Origin of the sequence: Gordonia crocea, from assembly GCF_009932435.1 — a bacterium.
Classification (GTDB): Bacteria; Actinomycetota; Actinomycetes; order Mycobacteriales; family Mycobacteriaceae; genus Gordonia; species Gordonia crocea.
Genome location: NZ_BJOU01000008.1, coordinates 90010 through 107574, shown reverse-complemented (window position 1 = coordinate 107574; position 17565 = coordinate 90010). Strand labels below are relative to the sequence as shown.

At 69.8% G+C, this 17565-nt stretch carries 16 protein-coding genes; 10 read left to right on the top strand and 6 right to left on the bottom strand.

The window, feature by feature from the left end:
* Positions 1-180: 180 nt before the first annotated feature.
* Complete coding sequence (locus nbrcactino_RS14020) at positions 181-1422, bottom strand: inorganic phosphate transporter (RefSeq protein ID WP_161928058.1); 1242 nt, start codon at positions 1420-1422, stop codon at positions 181-183.
* Between the two features lie 214 nt (positions 1423-1636).
* On the opposite strand from nbrcactino_RS14020, the gene nbrcactino_RS14015 reads away from it, so the two are divergent.
* The gene (locus tag nbrcactino_RS14015) at positions 1637-2698 is read left to right on the top strand and encodes an LLM class F420-dependent oxidoreductase (RefSeq protein WP_161928057.1); all 1062 of its coding nucleotides are present in this window, start codon (positions 1637-1639) and stop codon (positions 2696-2698) included.
* Between the two features lie 89 nt (positions 2699-2787).
* Here nbrcactino_RS14015 and nbrcactino_RS14010 read toward each other — a convergent pair whose 3' ends face one another.
* Both nbrcactino_RS14010 and nbrcactino_RS14005 read right to left on the bottom strand, forming a co-directional pair.
* Positions 2788-3972 (bottom strand): YncE family protein, encoded by a 1185-nt coding sequence (locus tag nbrcactino_RS14010; RefSeq protein WP_161928056.1) that lies wholly within the window; start codon positions 3970-3972, stop codon positions 2788-2790.
* A gap of 106 nt (positions 3973-4078) precedes the next feature.
* Positions 4079-5029: a 1,4-dihydroxy-2-naphthoyl-CoA synthase gene (locus nbrcactino_RS14005; RefSeq protein WP_161928055.1), complete on the bottom strand. Its 951-nt coding sequence runs from the start codon at positions 5027-5029 to the stop codon at positions 4079-4081.
* Between the two features lie 73 nt (positions 5030-5102).
* Here nbrcactino_RS14005 and nbrcactino_RS14000 point away from each other — a divergent pair, with 73 nt between their 5' ends.
* Both nbrcactino_RS14000 and nbrcactino_RS13995 read left to right on the top strand, forming a co-directional pair.
* The gene (locus tag nbrcactino_RS14000) at positions 5103-5732 is read left to right on the top strand and encodes a PaaI family thioesterase (protein ID WP_161928054.1); all 630 of its coding nucleotides are present in this window, start codon (positions 5103-5105) and stop codon (positions 5730-5732) included.
* Positions 5733-5818: 86 nt separating this feature from the next.
* Positions 5819-6532 (top strand): O-methyltransferase, encoded by a 714-nt coding sequence (locus nbrcactino_RS13995; RefSeq protein WP_161928053.1) that lies wholly within the window; start codon positions 5819-5821, stop codon positions 6530-6532.
* A 7-nt stretch (positions 6533-6539) separates the two neighbouring features.
* Here nbrcactino_RS13995 and nbrcactino_RS13990 read toward each other — a convergent pair whose 3' ends face one another.
* Together nbrcactino_RS13990 and nbrcactino_RS13985 are read right to left on the bottom strand one after the other, a co-directional pair.
* Positions 6540-7781 (bottom strand): saccharopine dehydrogenase family protein, encoded by a 1242-nt coding sequence (locus tag nbrcactino_RS13990; RefSeq protein ID WP_161928152.1) that lies wholly within the window; start codon positions 7779-7781, stop codon positions 6540-6542.
* Positions 7782-7853: 72 nt separating this feature from the next.
* Positions 7854-8480, bottom strand: coding sequence for a class I SAM-dependent methyltransferase (locus nbrcactino_RS13985; RefSeq protein WP_161928151.1), 627 nt, complete (start codon positions 8478-8480; stop codon positions 7854-7856).
* Between the two features lie 71 nt (positions 8481-8551).
* Between nbrcactino_RS13985 and menD the strand changes: the two genes are divergently transcribed.
* The 5 genes from menD to nbrcactino_RS13960 all read left to right on the top strand — a co-directional run bounded on the left by menD (position 8552) and on the right by nbrcactino_RS13960 (position 13988).
* Positions 8552-10195 carry a 2-succinyl-5-enolpyruvyl-6-hydroxy-3-cyclohexene-1-carboxylic-acid synthase gene (gene menD, locus nbrcactino_RS13980; protein WP_161928150.1) on the top strand — a complete coding sequence of 548 codons (1644 nt, stop codon included), beginning with the start codon at positions 8552-8554 and terminating at the stop codon, positions 10193-10195.
* Between the two features lie 21 nt (positions 10196-10216).
* The gene (locus nbrcactino_RS13975; protein ID WP_161928149.1) at positions 10217-10645 is read left to right on the top strand and encodes a hypothetical protein; all 429 of its coding nucleotides are present in this window, start codon (positions 10217-10219) and stop codon (positions 10643-10645) included.
* A gap of 71 nt (positions 10646-10716) precedes the next feature.
* A complete protein-coding gene (locus nbrcactino_RS13970; protein ID WP_161928148.1) occupies positions 10717-11892 on the top strand; it encodes a glycosyltransferase family 4 protein in 1176 nt (391 codons plus the stop codon).
* Positions 11893-11953: 61 nt separating this feature from the next.
* The gene (locus nbrcactino_RS13965) at positions 11954-12643 is read left to right on the top strand and encodes a demethylmenaquinone methyltransferase (RefSeq protein ID WP_161928147.1); all 690 of its coding nucleotides are present in this window, start codon (positions 11954-11956) and stop codon (positions 12641-12643) included.
* A 25-nt stretch (positions 12644-12668) separates the two neighbouring features.
* A complete protein-coding gene (locus nbrcactino_RS13960) occupies positions 12669-13988 on the top strand; it encodes a YibE/F family protein (protein ID WP_228460905.1) in 1320 nt (439 codons plus the stop codon).
* A 122-nt stretch (positions 13989-14110) separates the two neighbouring features.
* Here the strand turns inward: nbrcactino_RS13960 and nbrcactino_RS13955 are convergent, their stop codons facing one another.
* On the bottom strand, positions 14111-15382 hold the full coding sequence (locus nbrcactino_RS13955; protein ID WP_161928146.1) for a geranylgeranyl reductase family protein: 1272 nt from the start codon (positions 15380-15382) through the stop codon (positions 14111-14113).
* A 92-nt stretch (positions 15383-15474) separates the two neighbouring features.
* Between nbrcactino_RS13955 and nbrcactino_RS13950 the strand changes: the two genes are divergently transcribed.
* The gene (locus tag nbrcactino_RS13950) at positions 15475-16494 is read left to right on the top strand and encodes a polyprenyl synthetase family protein (RefSeq protein WP_161928145.1); all 1020 of its coding nucleotides are present in this window, start codon (positions 15475-15477) and stop codon (positions 16492-16494) included.
* Between the two features lie 94 nt (positions 16495-16588).
* Positions 16589-17437: a zinc metalloprotease HtpX gene (htpX, locus tag nbrcactino_RS13945; RefSeq protein ID WP_161928144.1), complete on the top strand. Its 849-nt coding sequence runs from the start codon at positions 16589-16591 to the stop codon at positions 17435-17437.
* The last annotated feature ends 128 nt before the right edge of the window (positions 17438-17565 follow it).

Below are 17565 nucleotides of genomic sequence, written 5' to 3'. Positions count from 1 at the left end.
CCTTGAGGAACGGGTTGTGGCTGGTGACGGTGCCATCGGCGTTGTACCCGTTGGACCACAGGCGCAGCCCGACGGCGAACAGTGCGGGCAGTCCGGCGCCGAAGGCCAGTCCGACGAGAAGGACTCGGACGATGGGTTCGAGTGCGGTCATCTCAGTGGTTCCCTTTCGTGGCCCTGGATTCAGGCGCCGGTGCGCTCGAGCGGGGCGGGGGCGGCCGGAACAGCCGGATCGGCCGGGATGAGGCCGTTCTCGTCGTCCCAGTCGGCATTGACGTTGGCGTGGTCGATCTTGTTCTGCTGTGCGCGCCAGTACATGTAGGCGGCGAGCACGACGAGGATGGTGAAGATGGCGATCGCCCCGGCCAGGTTGCCCAGCAGGTTGGCCACCAGGAAGCACCCGGCACCGACGAGGGCCGCGGCCGGCAGGGTCGTGACCCAGGCGACCACCATGCGGCCGGCCACCTGCCAGCGAACCTGGGCGCCGCGGCGGCCGACGCCGCTGCCCAGGATCGATCCGGTGGCGACGTGGGTGGTCGACAGCGGCAGGCCGGCGGCGCTCGAGGTCAGGATGATCGCGGCCGAGCTGGCCTCGGCGGCCATGCCCTGCGGCGGGGAGATCTCGACCAGGCCCTTGCCCAGCGTGCGGATGATGCGCCAGCCGCCCAGGTAGGTGCCCAGCGCGATGGCCGCGGCACAGGTGGAGATGACCCAGAACGGCAGGCCGTGGCCCACCGACTCGGCGCTGAGGTGGCCGGTGGCGATCAGGGCGAGGGCGATGACACCCATCGTCTTCTGGGCGTCGCCGGTGCCGTGGGCCAGGGAGACCAGCGACGCGGTGGCGATCTGGCCGTAGCGGAAGCCGTCGTCCTTCTGGTGCGAGGCCAGCGACTCGGTGATCCGGTAGACCAGCCAGGTGCCGGCCGCGGCCACGATGCAGGCGATGATCGGGGCCAGCAGCGCGGGTAGGAGGATCTTGGTCGAGATGCCCGACCAGTTGACCCCGGAGGTGCCCAGCGCGGCGAGGCCGGCGCCGATCAGGCCGCCGAACAGCGCGTGCGACGAACTCGACGGCAGACCGAACAGCCAGGTGAACAGGTTCCACAGGATGCCGCCGACAAGGCCGGCGAAGATGATCAGCAGGGCCTTGGTGGGGTCGAGGCCGGGGATCAGGGCACCGGCCGAGTCGCCCGAGGTCTCCTGGATCTTGAGGACGTCCTTGGTGATCGTCGCGGCGACCTCGACGGAGAGGAAGGCGCCGACCAGGTTGAGGATCGCGGAGAGGCCGACCGCGACCTTGGGCTTGAGGGCCCCGGTGGCGATCGAGGTGGCCATGGCGTTCCCGGTGTCGTGGAAGCCATTGGTGAAATCGAATCCGAGTGCCGTGACGACGAGCAGCACGAGGATCAACATCTCTGCGGTCATGGTGAAATCATGGCTGGTGAAATCCCCATCCGCATAACTGGACCGATCGCGTCACACCCCTTTGACCTGGGATTATGCGGTGTTCCGTCGCTGTTCATCTTCTGTTAACCGACGCGTCGGCCGATGGCCACCGGATCGGCGCCCGCCGTGCCCCGGCGGCGCCGGGCCGCAGGGCAGCCGGGAAACGGACACGCACCCGTGCCAGAATCTCCCCATGACAGGGATAACGCTGGGTATGCCGATCAATTACGCAGGGGACTTCCGCGAGACCATCGCGAATCTCCGGGATTTCGAAGGCGTCGGCGTGCGCCGCATCGCGGTGCCGGAGGCGTATAGCTTCGACGCGGTCAGCCAACTCGGGTACATCGCGGCGCAGACCGACACGATGGAGCTGCAGACCGCGATTCTGCCGATGTATTCGCGGACGCCGACGAACCTGGCGATGACCGCGGCCGGACTGGACTACATCAGCGGGGGCCGTGCGATCCTCGGGATCGGCGCGTCGGGCCCGCAGGTCATCGAGGGCTTCCACGGGGTGAAGTACGACTTCCCGCTCGGCCGTGCGCGGGAGCACGCCGAGATCTGCCGCAAGGTGTGGCGGCGGGAGAAGGTGGAATACGCCGGTAAGCACTACACGCTGCCGCTCGACGCCGAACACGGCGGCAGCGGCCTGGGCAAGGCGCTCAAGATCATCAACCACCCGGTCCGCGAGCGCATCCCCATGCTGCTGGCCGCGATCGGCCCGAAGAATGTCGAACTGGCCGCCGAGCTCTTCGAGGAGTTCCAGCCCTTCCTCTTCCACCCCGGTTACGTCGATGCCGCCTTCGGTGAATCGTTGGCCGCGGGCAAGGCCAAGCGCGACTCGGCGCTGGGCGAGCTGCGCATCGTCGTGCAGGCCGCGGCCTACATCACCGAGGATTCCGAACAGATCGAGAATGCGCTCGGCTTCGTCCGCCACCACGCTGCGCTCTACATCGGCGGCATGGGCGCCCGCGGCAAGAACTTCTACAACTCGCTGGTGCAGCGGTACGGCTACGTCGAGGAGGCCAAGGTCATCCAGGACCTCTACCTCGACGGCAAGAAGGTCGAGGCCGCCGCGGCGGTGCCCGACGAGTTGGTGAAGGCCATGAGCCTCATCGGGCCGCGTTCCTATGTCGCCGAGCAGATCGCCGCCTTCGACGAGGCCGGCGTCGGGGTGATCCTGGCCAGCCCGTCGGCCGGAACCCACCGCGAGCGGGTGGACACGATGGCGACGCTGGCCGAGATCATCGCCTGACACCGGCAAACCCCGCACAACCAGACATCCCCCGCACGAAAAATGTGCGGGGGATGTCTGGTTGTGCGGCTTTGTCCAGGAGCCGAGGCTCAGTGCTTGGTGACCTTGAAGACGTAGTCGCCGCTGGACAGCGGAGGCGTCTTGATCTTCAGCATCCCGGTCGGAAGCTCGGAGATCGCCGAGGCCTTGTCGATCACCAGGAACGTGTTCTTCTTCCACGCCAACAGATGGTTCGGCAGCAGGCCGGTGGTCATGACCTGCTGGACGGCGAAGGTCTTCTGGTCAACCACCGAGATGAAGCCCAGGAAGTAGTTCGCGACGTAGAGCTTTCCCTGGAAGATCAGCAGGGAGTTGCTGCCGATGCCGGTGTTCACGTCGGCGATGTGCTTACCGGTGGTCAGGTTGTACACCGACAGGCCGGCGGCCGGAGTCATCAGATTGTTCACGTACAGGCGGTTGGTCCTGGTATCGGCGACGACGTTGCCGTGGCCTTCGGCCTGGGCCTGCCGAGTGTTCCACTTGAGCTTGGTCTGCACCTTGCCGCCGCTGCGGGTGATGCGCAGCTGGGAGAGATCGCGGTAGTACGAGGTGACCGAGATGGTGGCACCGTTGGCGTCGGCGTTGGTCACGGCCAGTCCGGCGCCAAGCTTCTTGCCCGCTCCGGGGAACGCCCACTCGCCGATGCGGGCGTAGGTGTCCATGTCGAAGAACGCCAGGCCGTTGGTGACGGAGACGATCGCGACGCGAAGACCTTCAGCGAACTGCACCCAGTGCGCGTGCGGCAGGTTCGTCAGGCGGGCGACCCGCTTGCCGGTGGTCTTGTCCCATACGTTGGCTTCACCACCGTTGGCGGCGGCGGCGGTGGTCCAGACAACGTTGCCGGTCTTGGGCACGTTGATCTCGTACTGGACGCCGTACTTGCCGTGGCCGCCGGTGTTGGCGGGCTCGATCACGTTGAACCGCTTCTTGACGGTCATGGTGTTCGGATCGATACGCAGGATGTTCGAGCGGGTGGCACCGCTCATCGGCTCCACCTGGGTCATCCACAGGTCGCCGGTTTGCGCGTCGATGGCGCCGCGGTAGTTTCCGCCGCGCTCATTGCCGACGCCGACGCTGTAGCCCTTGATGCTGTAGCCGGCCGGCTGCGGCACCGCGGGTCCCGGGCGTGCCGGTGAGGGTGCAGCGTTAGCGGTCGGTGCAGTGATCACACCGAGGGAGAACAATGCGGTGACGGCGAGCGCAGATGCGCGGGCCTTCGTGAAGTGGATGCTCATGCCAGTAAGGGTAACCTGACCGCGCGGCGGGTTTGACGTGGCCTTGCTCTCACAGGGGCGCTTACGCGACGCGCTCACGCGGCGCGCGTCGTCGCGTCGGGAGTGGTCAGTAGTAATACGGGAACGCGTCCCAATCCGGGTCGCGCTTCTCCAAGAAGGCGTCGCGGCCCTCCACCGCCTCGTCGGTCATGTAGGCCAGGCGGGTCGCCTCCCCGGCGAACACCTGCTGGCCCATCAGCCCGTCGTCGGTGAGGTTGAACGCGAACTTCAGCATGCGTTGCGCGGTCGGGGATTTCCCGTTGATCTTGCGCGCCCAGTCGATGGCGGTCGCCTCCAACTCGGCATGGTCGACGACGCGGTTGACCGCCCCCATCCGGTGCATGGTCTCCGCGTCGTAGGCCTCGCCGAGGAAGAAGATCTCGCGGGCGAACTTCTGGCCCACCTGCTTGGCCAGGTAGGCGCTGCCGTAGCCGCCGTCGAAGGACCCGACGTCGGCGTCGGTCTGCTTGAACCGCGCGTGCTCGCGGGAGGCCAGGGTCAGGTCGCACACCGAGTGCAACGAGTGCCCGCCGCCGGCCGCCCAGCCATTGACCACCGCGATCACCACCTTGGGCATGGTCCGGATCAGCCGCTGCACCTCGAGGATGTGCAGGCGCCCGCCCTGCGTCTTGACCCGGGCCTCGTCGACCCCGTCGGCGCCGGCCGCGGCGACGTCGTCGTCGTGACTCGTCGCGTACTGGTAGCCGGACCGTCCGCGGATGCGCTGGTCGCCGCCGCTGCAGAACGCCCAACCGCCGTCCTTGGGCGACGGCCCGTTGCCGGTGAGCAGCACCGTGCCCACGTCGGGGGTGCGCCGCGCGTCGTCGAGGACGCGGTAGAGCTCGTCGACGGTGTGCGGCCGGAAGGCGTTGCGGACCTCCGGGCGGTCGAACGCGATGCGGACGATGCCGTTGGCCCGCCCCTCCCCGACGTGGCGGTGGTAGGTGATGTCGGTCAGGTCGTCGAAGCCGGGGACCGGGCGCCAGGAATCGGGGTCAAACGGGGACTGATCGCTCATGCACCCACCCTACGTTCGCGCCTCGGTGCGGGGTCGCGCAGGCGGGCCGATCGGTCGGGGATAACGTGGGGAAATGAGTGATTCGTCCCCCACCGTCCCGCACGAGGGCGGCTTCCGCCCGGATCTGGACATCTCGACCGAGCGCGGCGGCCCGCACTATGCGGAGTTCAGCGAACAGGTCCGCACCCTGATGGACAAGGCCCGGTTCGCCTGTCCCACCGACGAACTCGCCGTCGAGGCCATCGCGGTGCTCAGCGAGCTCAACGCCAAACTCGACGCGCACCTCGTCGACGAGTGGACGACGCCGGCCGGCACCCGGGTGGACCTGCCGGCCCGGGGCAACCTCACGCTGCCGCCGTATGAGATCGAGGAGGCGACACCGGAGGGCGTGCTGGCGACGGTGTGGTTCCGCCCGTACCACCTCGGCGGCAACGGGGTGACCCACGGCGGCCAGGTCGCCGTCGCCTTCGACGACCTCGGCGGCATGGCCTCGTTGGTGGCGGTCAACGGGGTGTGCCGCACCGCCTACCTGAAGGTGAACTACCGGTCGCTGACGCCGCTGAACACCCGTCTGACGATCCGCACGTGGGTCGAGCGTCGGGAGGGCCGCAAGCTGTTCGTCGCGGGCACGCTGCACGACGGTGACCGCCTCTGCGCCGACATCGAGTCCTTGTTCATCGAACTGCGACCCGGGCAGGCCTGACCGGCCTGCGCGGTGACTTGGTGCGGCATTGCACCGCGGCGCATTCGAACTTAGGTATGCCTAATCCGCTCGCGTAGGGTGGGGGCATGGGGAAGCTCGCGGCATCGCCGCTGGACCAGCAAGCACGCACCGTCGTCGAGCGATTGCACCGGGAGAGCAAACGCCAAATGCTGCCGGCCGTGCTGCCGATGATCAGGCACTCCGTCACCTCCCGGTTGCGCGACGGCACCTGGGATTCGACGCAGAGCGAGGCCGGCAAACGATGGCTGGCCGACAAGTTCGTGGCGCTCGATCCGGAGAAGGCCGCGCTCTGCTATCTGCTGTGCCGTTCGAGTGGCGCCCGCCGCATCGTCGAGGTGGGGACCTCTTACGGGGTGTCCACCATCTACCTGGCCGCGGCGGTTCGGGACAATGCCGCCGAGGACGGGGCGGCCCAGGGCGGCGTGGTGATCGGGACCGAGCACGAGCCGGGCAAAGTGGCCGCGGCCCGCGACCACCTCGCGCAGGCCGGGGTCGCGGACTTCGTCGAGATCCTGGAGGGGGATCTGCGCGAGACGCTGCCCGGCGTCGACGGTCCGATCGACTTCGTGCTCGTCGACATCTGGATCCCGATGGCGGCCCCCGCGCTGCGGATCCTCGAGCCCGAGCTCCGCCGCGGCGCCCTCGTCGTCTGCGACAACGTCGTCAGCGGGGCCAAGGAGTACCGCGAGTACCTCGACTTCGTCCGCGACCCGGACGGGCCGTTCCAGTCGGTGACGATCCCCGGCCAGGGCGGAATCGAAGTCTCGATGAAGCGCTGAGCGCGCGTCAGCCGATCTCGGCGACGTCGATGTCGAACCCCGCGTCGCGCAGCCGGTCGATCAGCGCGTCGCCCATCGCCGCGGCCGGCGTGAGGACGCCGGAGCGCGCCGGCAGGCGGTCGCGGTCCAGTGCCAGGGCGAGTGCGGATTCGCCGAGCATGACCGCGGTGGCCTTGTAGCCGGGGTCGCCCTGGGCGGACATCCGGCTGCGGTAGCGACGGCCCGACGAGGTGGTCGTGTAGGTCTGCACGGTGAAGTGCCCCTTGTCCCGGGAGGCCTCGCTCGGGCCCTCGCCGGGCTTGGGGAGCACGCGGTCGAGCAGCTTGCGCGTCGGCGCGAACGACATCGCCCCTAGCCCGGCGCCCAACCCGGCGGCCACGACGGCCGAAGCGATGGTCGACACGACGGGGATCGAGCCGACGGCCATCGCCTCGCCGTAGCGGAAATCCGGGCCGTACTCGAGCAGTGAGTCGGACCGGCGCACGATGCGGGTGTTGAAGGAGCTCATGAAGAACGGGGCGAGCGTGCCGCGCAGCGACGGGTCGACGGTGGACGCGCGGACCAGCGCGGCGTCGCTCGGCTCCGAGCGGCGGTCCACCCGGACGAGTTCCCCCGGTCCCGACGAGAGGGCCTGGGGGTTGAGCAGCATGGAGCGGGTCGCCGAGTCGCGGGCCTGTTCGGCGATCACGCGCATCGAGTCGATGGTGCCCCCCGACGCGGCGCCGCGCACGGACATCACCACCATCGTCGTCGTGCCCAAGTCGCCGGCGCCGTCCTCCTGGGCCTTGCGGTACAGCCCGTAGGCGCCGAGGTCCGAGGGCACCGAATCGAATCCGCATGCGTGCACGATGCGCGCGCCGGTCGCGACGGCGGTGTCGCCGACCTTGTCGATGGAGTAGCGCACGAAGGGCACCTCGCCGGTGAGGTCGACGTAGTCGGTGCCCGCGCTGGCCGCGGCGGTGACCAGGCTCTCGCCATAGCGCAGGTACGGGCCGACGGTGGTGCAGACGACCTGGGTGCGCGCGACCATCGCGTCGAGCGTCGACGGGCGGTCGGCGTCGGCGACGATGAGCGGCCAGTCCGCGGCGGCACCGCCGAGGCGGTCGCGCACGGCGGCGAGCTTGCCCTCCGAGCGGCCGGCCAGGGCGATCTTCGTGCCGGCCGGGGCATGGTGGGCGAGGTAGCGGGCGGTGAGTTCACCGACAAAGCCGGTGGCACCGAAAACAACGACGTCGAATTCGCGGGACATAGCGTCAGCCTAACGGCCGCACCGCCGGGATGCGTCCGCCCCTGGGTGGAGATAGTTGTGCCGACTGACGCGTCAGCCGGGTTGAGCTGCCCGCGCCACCCCGATCGACAGCGCGCCGAAGGCCTTCGGCGTCTTGGCCGCGTAATCCTGCTCCAACTCGACCGGCTCCCACCCGGAATCGACGAGCAGGGCCGGGATGTCGCGGGTCAGGTGACAGCCCCCGCCCACCCGCCGCTGAAGGGGTTCGAGGCGGCGCTGCCATCGTCGTACCTTCTCGTCGGGTGCCCGCCCGTGCTCCAAGAAATGCAGGGTCCCGCCCGGCTTCACGACGCGACGCAACTCGGCGAGCGCGGCGGGCAGGTCGGCGATCGTGCACATCGTGTACGTCGACAGGGCCGCGTCGAAGGAGTCATCGTCGAACGGGAGCCGCTGGCCGTCGAGGCCGCCGCGGATGATCGGCACCGCGCTGCGTCCGACGGCGTCGGCGGCCATCCGCCACGCGGTGTCCGACGGTTCGATCGCGGTCACCGAGGTCACCTCGTCGGGGTAGCAGCCGACGTTGGCGCCCGAGCCGAAACCGATCTCGATCACCTCGCCGCGCAGCCCGGCCGTCGCCTTGCGCCGGATCTTGCGCATCGCCGGCATCCCACACGTGCGGGCGATGATGTGCGGCAGGATCCGGTCCTCGTAGAAGCCCATGCCCTGAATTGTGCGCGCCCGGCGGAGGTGGTGGGCGGAGACCCCGCACCCGGCGGACTACCGTAGTGGCCATGCCGATCAATCCGTCGACGTTGCAGGGCCGGGTCATCGTCGACGAGATGATCCGGGGCGGGGTGACTGACGCGGTGCTGTGCCCCGGGTCGCGCAACGCCCCGCTGGCCTTCGCGTTGCACGCCGCCGACGCGGCCGGGCGCATCCGGCTGCACGTGCGGATCGACGAGCGCTCGGCCGGCTACCTCGCGCTGGGGCTGGCGGTGTCGTCGGGCCGGCCGGTGCCCATCGTGCTCACCAGCGGCACGGCCGTGGCCAACGTCAGCCCGGCGGTGTTCGAGGCGAACTACGCCCGCGTGCCGCTCGTCGTGATCAGCGCCAACCGGCCGTACGAGCTGCTCGGCTCCGGCGCCAACCAGACCGTGGAACAATTCGGCCTCTTCGGCACCCAGGTCCGCGCGGCGATCAGCATCGGTCTCGCCGAGGACGGGCTGGACACCAACAGCCAGTGGCGGTCGGCGGTGGGCCGCGTGCTGGCCGCGGCGCGCGGCGCCCGCACCGGCAACGCCGGCCCGGTGCAGTTCGACATCCCGCTGCGCGAACCCCTCGTCCCCGACCCGGCCGAACCCGCCGACGGTGACCTGGCCGGCTTCACCGGCCGGCCCGACGGGTCGCCGTGGACGCAGGCGCCGGCCGGCCGCCTCGACATCCCGGTGCCGGTCGACCTGAGCCTCGACACGGTCGTCATCGCCGGGCACGGCTCCGGGCTCAACCCCGAGCTGACCGGCCTGCCCACCGTCGCCGAACCGACCGCACCCGCCCCGGACAACCCGCTGCACCCGCTGGCGCTGGGCGGGATCAAACCCCGCCAGGCCATCATCTGCGGCCGCCCGACCCTGCACCGCGGCGTCTCCCGGCTCCTCGCCGACCCCGACGTGCTGGTCCACGCCATCACCACCGGCCCGCGCTGGCCCGACGTGTCCGGCAACGTCGCGTCGACCGGCACGCGCGTGCAGGCCTCGGGTAAGCCGGGCGTGGCCTGGCTCGCCCAGTGCGGCACCGAGCACCGTCGGGCGGTGGACGCGGTCGCGACTGTGCTGGCCCAGACCCCGGCGGTCACCGGGCTGCACGTGGCCGCGGCCGCCGCCGGTGGGATCGGCGCGGGGCGCCAACTGTTCCTCGGCGCCTCCAACCCGATCCGCGACGTGGCGCTGACGGGCAGCGCGTCGCCGGGGGTGCGCGTGCTGTCCAACCGGGGGGTCGCCGGGATCGACGGGGCGAACTCGACGGCCATCGGGGTGGCCCTGGCCGGCGGCCCGACCGTCGCGCTGCTCGGCGACCTGACCTTCATCCACGACTCGACCGGGCTGATCATCGGGCCGGGGGAGCCGCGCCCCGACGACCTGCGGATCGTCGTCGCCAACGACGACGGCGGCGGCATCTTCGGACTCCTCGAGCAGGGCGACCCCCGATTCGCCGGCGACGCGTATGCCGGGGCCTACGAACGGATCTTCGGCACCCCGCACCACACCGACCTCGCCGCGCTGTGCGCCGGCATGCACGTGCCGCACCGCCGCGTCACCGTCGGCGAACTGCCCGACGCCCTGGCCGGCCCGGCCGCCGGGGTGCAGGTGCTCGAGGTCGCAACCGACCGCACCGTGCTGCGGCAGGTCCACGCCGCGATCGCCGCGAAGCTGTCCTGACGGCCCGGTAGCCTGTCCGATATGAACCCGACCGCCCAGCGCATCATCGCGCGGTGCCTGCTCGTCGTCGGTGCCATCATCACCCTGATGGGCGTGTTCCTGTTCGCCGGTTGCGTGAAGAACGACGCCCAGATCAACGCCAACAAGGCCGTCGCCGTCGCGGAGGTCTCCTCTGCCGACCGGTTGCACGCCGCGGTCGGCTTCTTCACCCCCGACGGTAAGTTCCACAGCCCGCAGCTCGGGCTGCTGTACCCGACCCAACTGTCGGTGGGGGAGCGGATCTCGGTGGACTACGACGCCAGCAACCCCGACGGACTGGTGCGCCCCACCGGACGCAACGCCTCGTTGGCCGTCGTCCCATCGCTCTCGGTCATCGTGATCGGATGGCTGGTCGTGGGGCTGCTCATGGTCCTCGTCGCCGAATTCGGGCGCCGAAGCCGCACAAGCTAATTCGCTTCGAGTTCACCCGGCGTTCGGGCGCCAACCACCGACGGGCCGTTCGCGCCGCCGACACTGGGCGCATGCGAGTGGCGATTGTGACCGAGAGCTTCCTTCCCCAGGTCAACGGTGTGACCAATTCCGTGCTGCGCGTCGTCGACCATCTCGAATCCCACGGACACGACGCCCTCGTCGTCGCGCCGGACACCCCACGCGGCCAGCCGTCGGGTCCCACCACGGTCGGCGCCGCCACGCCGGTGCAGCACGTCCCCGCGGTCATGGTGCCAGGTGTGCGGTCGCTGCCGGTGGGGGTGCCGACCCCGACCGTGCACCGCGCGCTGCGCGACTTCGGGCCCGACGTCGTGCACCTGGCCTCCCCGTTCGTCCTCGGTGGTGCCGGCGCCTACGCCGCCCGGCGCCTGGACCTGCCGACCGTCGCGGTGTTCCAGACCGACGTCGCCGGGTTCGCCGCCAGCTATCGCGCCGGCCTCGCCTCGCGCGCGGCCTGGCGCTACCTGCGGCGGCTCCACTCGGCCTGCGACCGCACCTTGGCCCCGTCGTCGGCGAGTGCGGCCGACCTGCGCGCCCACGGCATCCCGCGGGTACACCGCTGGGGCCGGGGCGTCGACCTGGACCAGTTCGGTCCCGAGCACGCCGACGCCGACCTGGTCGCCCGGTGGTCGGGGGTCGGCCACGACGACGACCGCGAACGCAAACTGATCGTCGGGTTCGTCGGGCGCCTCGCCCCGGAGAAGGACGTCCACAAGCTGGCCGTCCTCGCCGACGACCCGGGCGTGCAACTGGTGATCGTCGGCGACGGCCCGCAGCGCGACCGCCTGGCCGAGCAACTGCCCGGCGCGGTCTTCACCGGCGCCCTGCACGGGGAGGACCTGGCCCGCGCCTACGCCAGCTTCGACGTCTTCGTCCACGCCGGGCGCCACGAGACCTTCTGCCAGACCATCCAGGAGGCGATGGCCAGCGGGCTGCCCGTCGTCGGACCCTATGCCGGCGGCCCGCGCGACCTGATCGGGCACTGCCGCACCGGCTTCCTGCTCGACCCCGACCAGTTCGAGGCGAAGCTGCCCGATGCGATCGATGCCCTGCGCGACCCGGTCACCCGCGGACGGTTCGGCGGGTCCGGGTTGGCGTGGGTGCGCACGCGCACGTGGTCGTCGGTCTGCGACGAACTACTCGGCCACTACCGCGCGGTGCTCGAGGACCGTGCGCCGGGCGGCCCGGACCGTCGGCTGGCCGGTTGAGCCCTCCGCGCAGTGGCGCCCGCGATGTCGGCGACCGGCGTCGCCGACTACGGTTTGAGGGATGAGCGACAAGCGCGCGGATCTGGACAAGCGGCCCGACGAGGTTGCCTCGATGTTCGACGGCGTGGCCAAGCGCTACGACCTCACCAACACCGTGCTGTCGTTCGGCCAGGACCGGTTGTGGCGGGCCGCGACGCGTCGCGCGCTGGGCCTGCGGCCCGGTGACATCGTGCTCGACCTGGCCGCCGGTACCGCCGTGTCCACCGTCGAGTTGAGTAAGAGCGGCGCCACCGCGGTGGCCGCCGACTTCTCCCTCGGGATGCTCAAGGCCGGGGCCGGGCGCGACGTGCCGAAGGTGGCCGCCGACGCGCTGGCCCTGCCGTTCGCCGACGAGTCCTTCGACGCGGCGACGATCTCCTTCGGGCTGCGCAACGTCAACGACGTGGGGGTGGCGCTGCGCGAACTGCGCCGCGTGCTGCGCCCGGGTGGTCGGTTGGTGATCTGCGAGTTCTCCACCCCGACGTGGGGGCCGTTCCGCACCGTCTATCTCGAGTACCTGATGAAGGCGCTGCCCGAGGTCGCCACCCGCGTCTCGAGCAACCCGACTGCCTACGTCTATCTGGCCGAGTCGATCCGTGAATGGCCCGATCAGCCGGCCCTGGCCGCGAAGATCCGCGAGGCCGGATTCCGCGGGGTGCACTGGCACAACCTCACCGGGGGGATCGCCGCGCTGCACAGCGCGGTGAAGTAACCGACCGTGAAGTAGCCTGAGCCGCGTGACCCACCATCACCACCACGGCGACGGCCCGGTTCCGCTCAGCGACGCCGCGCGCTGGATCGTCGTTTCCGTCGTCGCGCTGGCGGCCGCTGCCGTCGCCCTCAGCCTGGTGGTGTTGTGGCCGTCGTCGTCGGGCGACCACCCGATCCCGATACAGTTCCGCTCGGCCGACGGCGGGCCGATCCGCACCGAAACCGCCACGGTCGTCGCGCAGACCCGCGCCGCCTGCCAGAACCCGATGCTCGGCCTGGCTGTCGATTCGCGGGAGTTGCTGCCGATCGACACCGGCGACGGCTCCTGCCTGGTGACGACGATCCGCCTCGACAGTGGGGCCGACAAGGGCCATTACGTGCTGTTGCAGGTCCCGACGAACCGGGCCCGGTCCGGCGACGGGCCCGACCAGCCCAAACTCAACCCGGCCACCGCCGACGACCCGCAGCCGGGCCAGCCGACGCTGCACGTCGACGACAGCATCCGGGTGAGCACGTTGCCGGCCACGCAGGACTCCCCACCGCGGTACAACTTCTACGACTTTGCGCGCGGCCCGTCGCTCATCATTTGGGCGATCCTGTTCGTGCTGGCGATCGTCGTCGTCGCGGCGTGGAAGGGTTTGCGGTCGATCATCGGCCTGGTCTTCGCCTTCCTCGTACTCGGCATCTTCACGTTGCCGTCGATCCTGGACGGGCACTCGCCGGTCGCGGTGGCGGTCACGTCGTCGGCGCTCATCCTCATCGTCGTGCTGTACCTCGCGCACGGGATCAGCATGCGCACGTCGGCGGCGCTGTTGGGGACACTGGTGTCGCTGGTGTTCGCCGGGGTGTTGAGTTGGTTGGCGATCCGGACCATGAACATCGCCGGACTCTCCAGCGACCAGGCGCTGAGCCTGCAGATCTACTCCGGGTCCATCTCGATGACCGGGCTGCTGTTGGCCGGGTTCATCATCGGTGCGCTCGGCGTCCTCAACGACGTGACGATCACGCAGGCCTCGGCCACCTTCGAGTTGGCCGCCGCGGGGGAGCCGTCCCGGCTGGCGACGTTCCGCGCCGGGATGCGCGTGGGCCGCGACCACATCGCCAGCACGGTGTACACGCTGGTGTTCGCCTACGCGGGCAGCGCGCTGCCGTTGTTGTTGCTGTTCTCGGTGGCCTCGCAGCCGTTCGGGATGTTGGTGACCACCGACCAGGTTGCGATCGAGTTGGCGCGCGCCTTCGTCGGCGGTATCGCGATCGCGTTGTCGGTGCCGTTGACGACCGGTGTGGCGGCGATGCTGGTCACGATCGACCCGAGGGGCTCGTTCCGCCACTTGCGCGACGCCTGAGTCCGTCGACTGGGCCCTCTTTCCCGTCGAGTGGGCCCTCGATCTCGTCGAGTGGGCCCTCGTTCTCGTCGAGTGGGCCCTCGATCTCGTCGACTGGGCCCTCGTTTTCGTCGAGTGGGCCCTCAGCGGAACGGCGGTCGTTCGTCGACGCGCACCGACATCCGGCCGACGGTCCGCCAGGCGCGTGCGACGAGATCGGAATCCTCGTCGGTGATGAGGTTGCCCATCACGCGCACCACCATCGACATCAGTCGGGCCGACCGCAGCCCCGGCCGACCAAGGACCGGCACGGCTTTGGGCACGGTCAGCACCGCGGCGAGTCGTCGTGCCGCGGAGAAGGCGAGACCGTAATGCTCGGTCAGCAGGTCGGGCCAGCGGTCGGTGAAGTCGTCCACCCCGTCGGAGATGAGTTCGACGGCCAGCCGGGCGGTTTCCAGGCCGTAGTCGATGCCCTCGCCATTCAGCGGGTTTACGCAGGCGGCAGCGTCGCCGATCAGCATCCAATTGCGTCCGGCCACTCCGCTGACCGCGCCGCCCATCGGCAGCAGCGCCGACGCGACGCGCTGGGGCTCGTCGCTGATCTGCCACTCATCGCGCACCATGTCGGTGTAGTGGTGCAGCGTCGGGCGCAACTCCACATGGGCCGGACGCTTGGCAGTGGCCAGCGCGCCGACGCCGACGTTGAGCATTCCGCCGCCCAGCGGAAAGACCCAGCCGTACCCGGGGAGCAGCGACCCGTCGGCGCCGCGCAACTCGAGGTGCGAGCCCATCCACGGATCGTCCGAACGCGCCGAACTCACGTAGGCGCGCCCGGCCACGCCATACGCGGTATCGCGGTGCCACTCCCGACCCAGGACTTTGCCCAGTCCCGATCTCACACCGTCGGCGACGATGACCGTCGTCGCACCGATCGCCCGCCGAACGCCGGCCTCCTCGACGACGACGGCGGCGACGCGGTCCCCGTCCCACTCCACGTCGACGGCCTTGGCGCCGGTCACCATCCGTGCACCCGCCGCGACGGCGAAGTCGCGGATCGCGTCGTCGAGTTCGAGTCGCGCCACCGCGCTGCCGGTGTCGGCGAACCGGCCGCCCGGCCACGGCACGCGTTGGTCGGCGCCCCAACCGTGTAGGTGGAGCCCGACGATCTGCGGCCGGCCGGCGAGGTAATCGCCCATGCCGAGGGTCGCCATCTCGGTCACCGCGCGGGGCGTCAGGCCGTCGCCGCAGGTCTTGTCGCGGGGGAAGACCGCCATGTCGAGAAGCGTCACGTCGTAGCCGGCGCGGGCGGCGTAGGCGGCCGCCGCCGAACCCGCCGGGCCGGCGCCGACGACGAGGACTTCGGTGCGCTCGGCAGGGGCCGGGCCGGATGAATCGGCCTGCGAGGTGTGCGTCACCCGAACAGTATGTCCTGCCCGTGAGTCGGCTACGCTCAGCGAGTCGGGCGCGACCGCGCTGACTCCCCGAAACGCTTGTGCAGGTGCATCACGTGAAGTCGACAATCGCCGGCTTGGATCTGGGTTCGGACGAGTTCTCCCTCGCCGTGAAATCATCGCTGGCGCAGGTCGAGGACCTGCTGCTGCGGGAGCTCTCGTCGGGCGACGATCTGCTGACCGAGGCGGCCACCCACCTGGCCAAGGCCGGCGGCAAGCGGTTCCGGCCGATGTTTGCGATCCTCGCCGCGCAGTTCGGGCCGAAGCCCGATTCCGTCGACGTCATCACCGCCGCGACCGTCGTCGAGATGATCCACCTCGCCACGCTCTACCACGACGATGTGATGGACGAGGCTCCGATGCGCCGGGGCGCGGCGTCGGCAAACTCGCGCTGGGGCAACTCGGTGGCGATCCTGTCCGGCGATTTCCTCTTCGCCCGGGCGTCGCGGCTGGTGTCCACGCTGGGCCCGCATGCCGTTCTGATCATCGCGGATACCTTCGCCGAGCTGGTGACCGGTCAGATGCGCGAGACGGTCGGCACGACGGCGGGTCTGGACCCGATCGAGCACTACCTGAAGGTGGTGTGGGAGAAGACCGGCTCACTGATCAGCGCGGCCGGACGTTTCGGTGCGATGACCTCGCAGGCCGACGATGCGACGATCGAGCGCCTCGCCCGCCTGGGAGACGTGATCGGCACGGCGTTCCAGGTCTCCGACGACATCATCGACATCACCTCGGTCACCGACGACTCCGGCAAGACGCCGGGCACCGATTTGCGCGAGGGGGTGCACACCCTGCCGGTGCTCTACGCCCTCGCCGGCGACGACCAGACCGCCGTGGAGTTGCGCTCCCTCCTCGTCGACTCGGAGACCTCGCGTCCGCGTCCGCTCGTCGACGACGACGAGGTGGCCCGAGCGCTGGAATTGCTCCGGTCCTCCGACGGGATGGCGGCCACCCGCGACAAGCTGCGCGAGTACCAGCAGGCCGCTGAAGACGACCTCGCGGAACTGCCCGCCGGACCGGCGCGCGACGCGCTATCGGCGTTGGCCGCGTACACAATTGAGCGAACCGGCTAGCTGGTCGTCGGGAACGATCCGGGCGGGCCCGGCGTTTGGCACTATGCAAGGAAGCGGTTGCACTGGGCGGCCGATATGCCAAACGAGGTGGGCAATGCATTTCAACGGTCTCAAGACTGCTGCGCTGTTGGGGTTGATGTCGGCGATCATCGTCGGGATCGGTGCGATGTTCGGTCGCACCGCATTGATCATTTCGGTTCTGCTCGCGATTGCGACGAACGCTTACGTGTATTTCAACTCGGCGAAGTTGGCGCTGCGGTCGATGCATGCGCAGCCCGTCACTGAGGTGCAGGCGCCGGAGTTGTATCGGATTGTGCGGGAGTTGGCCACCGCGGCGCGGCAGCCCATGCCAGCCTTGTACATCAGTCCGACCGAGTCGCCCAACGCCTTCGCGACGGGGCGGAACCCGAAGAATGCCGCGGTGTGTTGTACGTCGGGGATTATGCGATTGCTCGACGAGCGTGAATTGCGCGCAGTCCTCGGCCACGAGCTGTCCCACGTCTACAACCGCGACATCTTGATTTCGTCGGTGGCGGGCGCGCTCGCCGCGATCATCACCGGGTTGGCGCACATGGCGATGTGGATGGGCGGCGGAAACCGCGACGGCGGCCCCGGCATCATCGCGGTGCTGGCGATGACGTTCTTGGGCCCGCTGGCTGCGTCGGTGATCAAGATGGCCGTCTCGCGTTCGCGGGAGTACCAGGCGGATGAGTCCGGTGCCGAGCTGACCAAGGACCCGTTGGCGCTGGCGTCGGCACTGGCCAAGATTTCCGGCGGGATCGATCGGGCGCCGCTGCCGCCCGAGCCGCAGATCGAGTCGCAGGCGCACATGATGATCGAGAACCCGTTCCGCGGTGCCGGCGTGCAGAAGCTCTTCTCGACGCACCCGCCGACTGCCGACCGCATTGCGCGACTCCAGGAGATGGCTCGCCGGGGCGTTTAGTCCGGCCCTTTCGCCGACTGGGCCCTCAAACTCGCCGAGTGGGCCCTCAAACTCGCCGAGTGGGCCCTCAAACTCGCCGAGTGGGCCCTCAAACTCGCCGAGTGGGCCCTCAATCCCGCCGAGTGGGC

Coding starts and splice junctions, on each gene's coding strand:
- nbrcactino_RS13990 (WP_161928152.1), bottom strand. CDS start 7,781: ATGTCCCGCGAATTCGACGTCGTTGTTTTCGGTGCCACCGGCTTTGTC.
- nbrcactino_RS14015 (WP_161928057.1), top strand. CDS start 1,637: ATGACAGGGATAACGCTGGGTATGCCGATCAATTACGCAGGGGACTTC.
- nbrcactino_RS14020 (WP_161928058.1), bottom strand. CDS start 1,422: ATGACCGCAGAGATGTTGATCCTCGTGCTGCTCGTCGTCACGGCACTC.
- nbrcactino_RS13965 (WP_161928147.1), top strand. CDS start 11,954: ATGAGCGACAAGCGCGCGGATCTGGACAAGCGGCCCGACGAGGTTGCC.
- nbrcactino_RS13970 (WP_161928148.1), top strand. CDS start 10,717: ATGCGAGTGGCGATTGTGACCGAGAGCTTCCTTCCCCAGGTCAACGGT.
- nbrcactino_RS14000 (WP_161928054.1), top strand. CDS start 5,103: ATGAGTGATTCGTCCCCCACCGTCCCGCACGAGGGCGGCTTCCGCCCG.
- nbrcactino_RS13995 (WP_161928053.1), top strand. CDS start 5,819: ATGGGGAAGCTCGCGGCATCGCCGCTGGACCAGCAAGCACGCACCGTC.
- nbrcactino_RS14005 (WP_161928055.1), bottom strand. CDS start 5,029: ATGAGCGATCAGTCCCCGTTTGACCCCGATTCCTGGCGCCCGGTCCCC.
- htpX (WP_161928144.1), top strand. CDS start 16,589: ATGCATTTCAACGGTCTCAAGACTGCTGCGCTGTTGGGGTTGATGTCG.
- menD (WP_161928150.1), top strand. CDS start 8,552: ATGCCGATCAATCCGTCGACGTTGCAGGGCCGGGTCATCGTCGACGAG.
- nbrcactino_RS13975 (WP_161928149.1), top strand. CDS start 10,217: ATGAACCCGACCGCCCAGCGCATCATCGCGCGGTGCCTGCTCGTCGTC.
- nbrcactino_RS14010 (WP_161928056.1), bottom strand. CDS start 3,972: ATGAGCATCCACTTCACGAAGGCCCGCGCATCTGCGCTCGCCGTCACC.
- nbrcactino_RS13985 (WP_161928151.1), bottom strand. CDS start 8,480: ATGGGCTTCTACGAGGACCGGATCCTGCCGCACATCATCGCCCGCACG.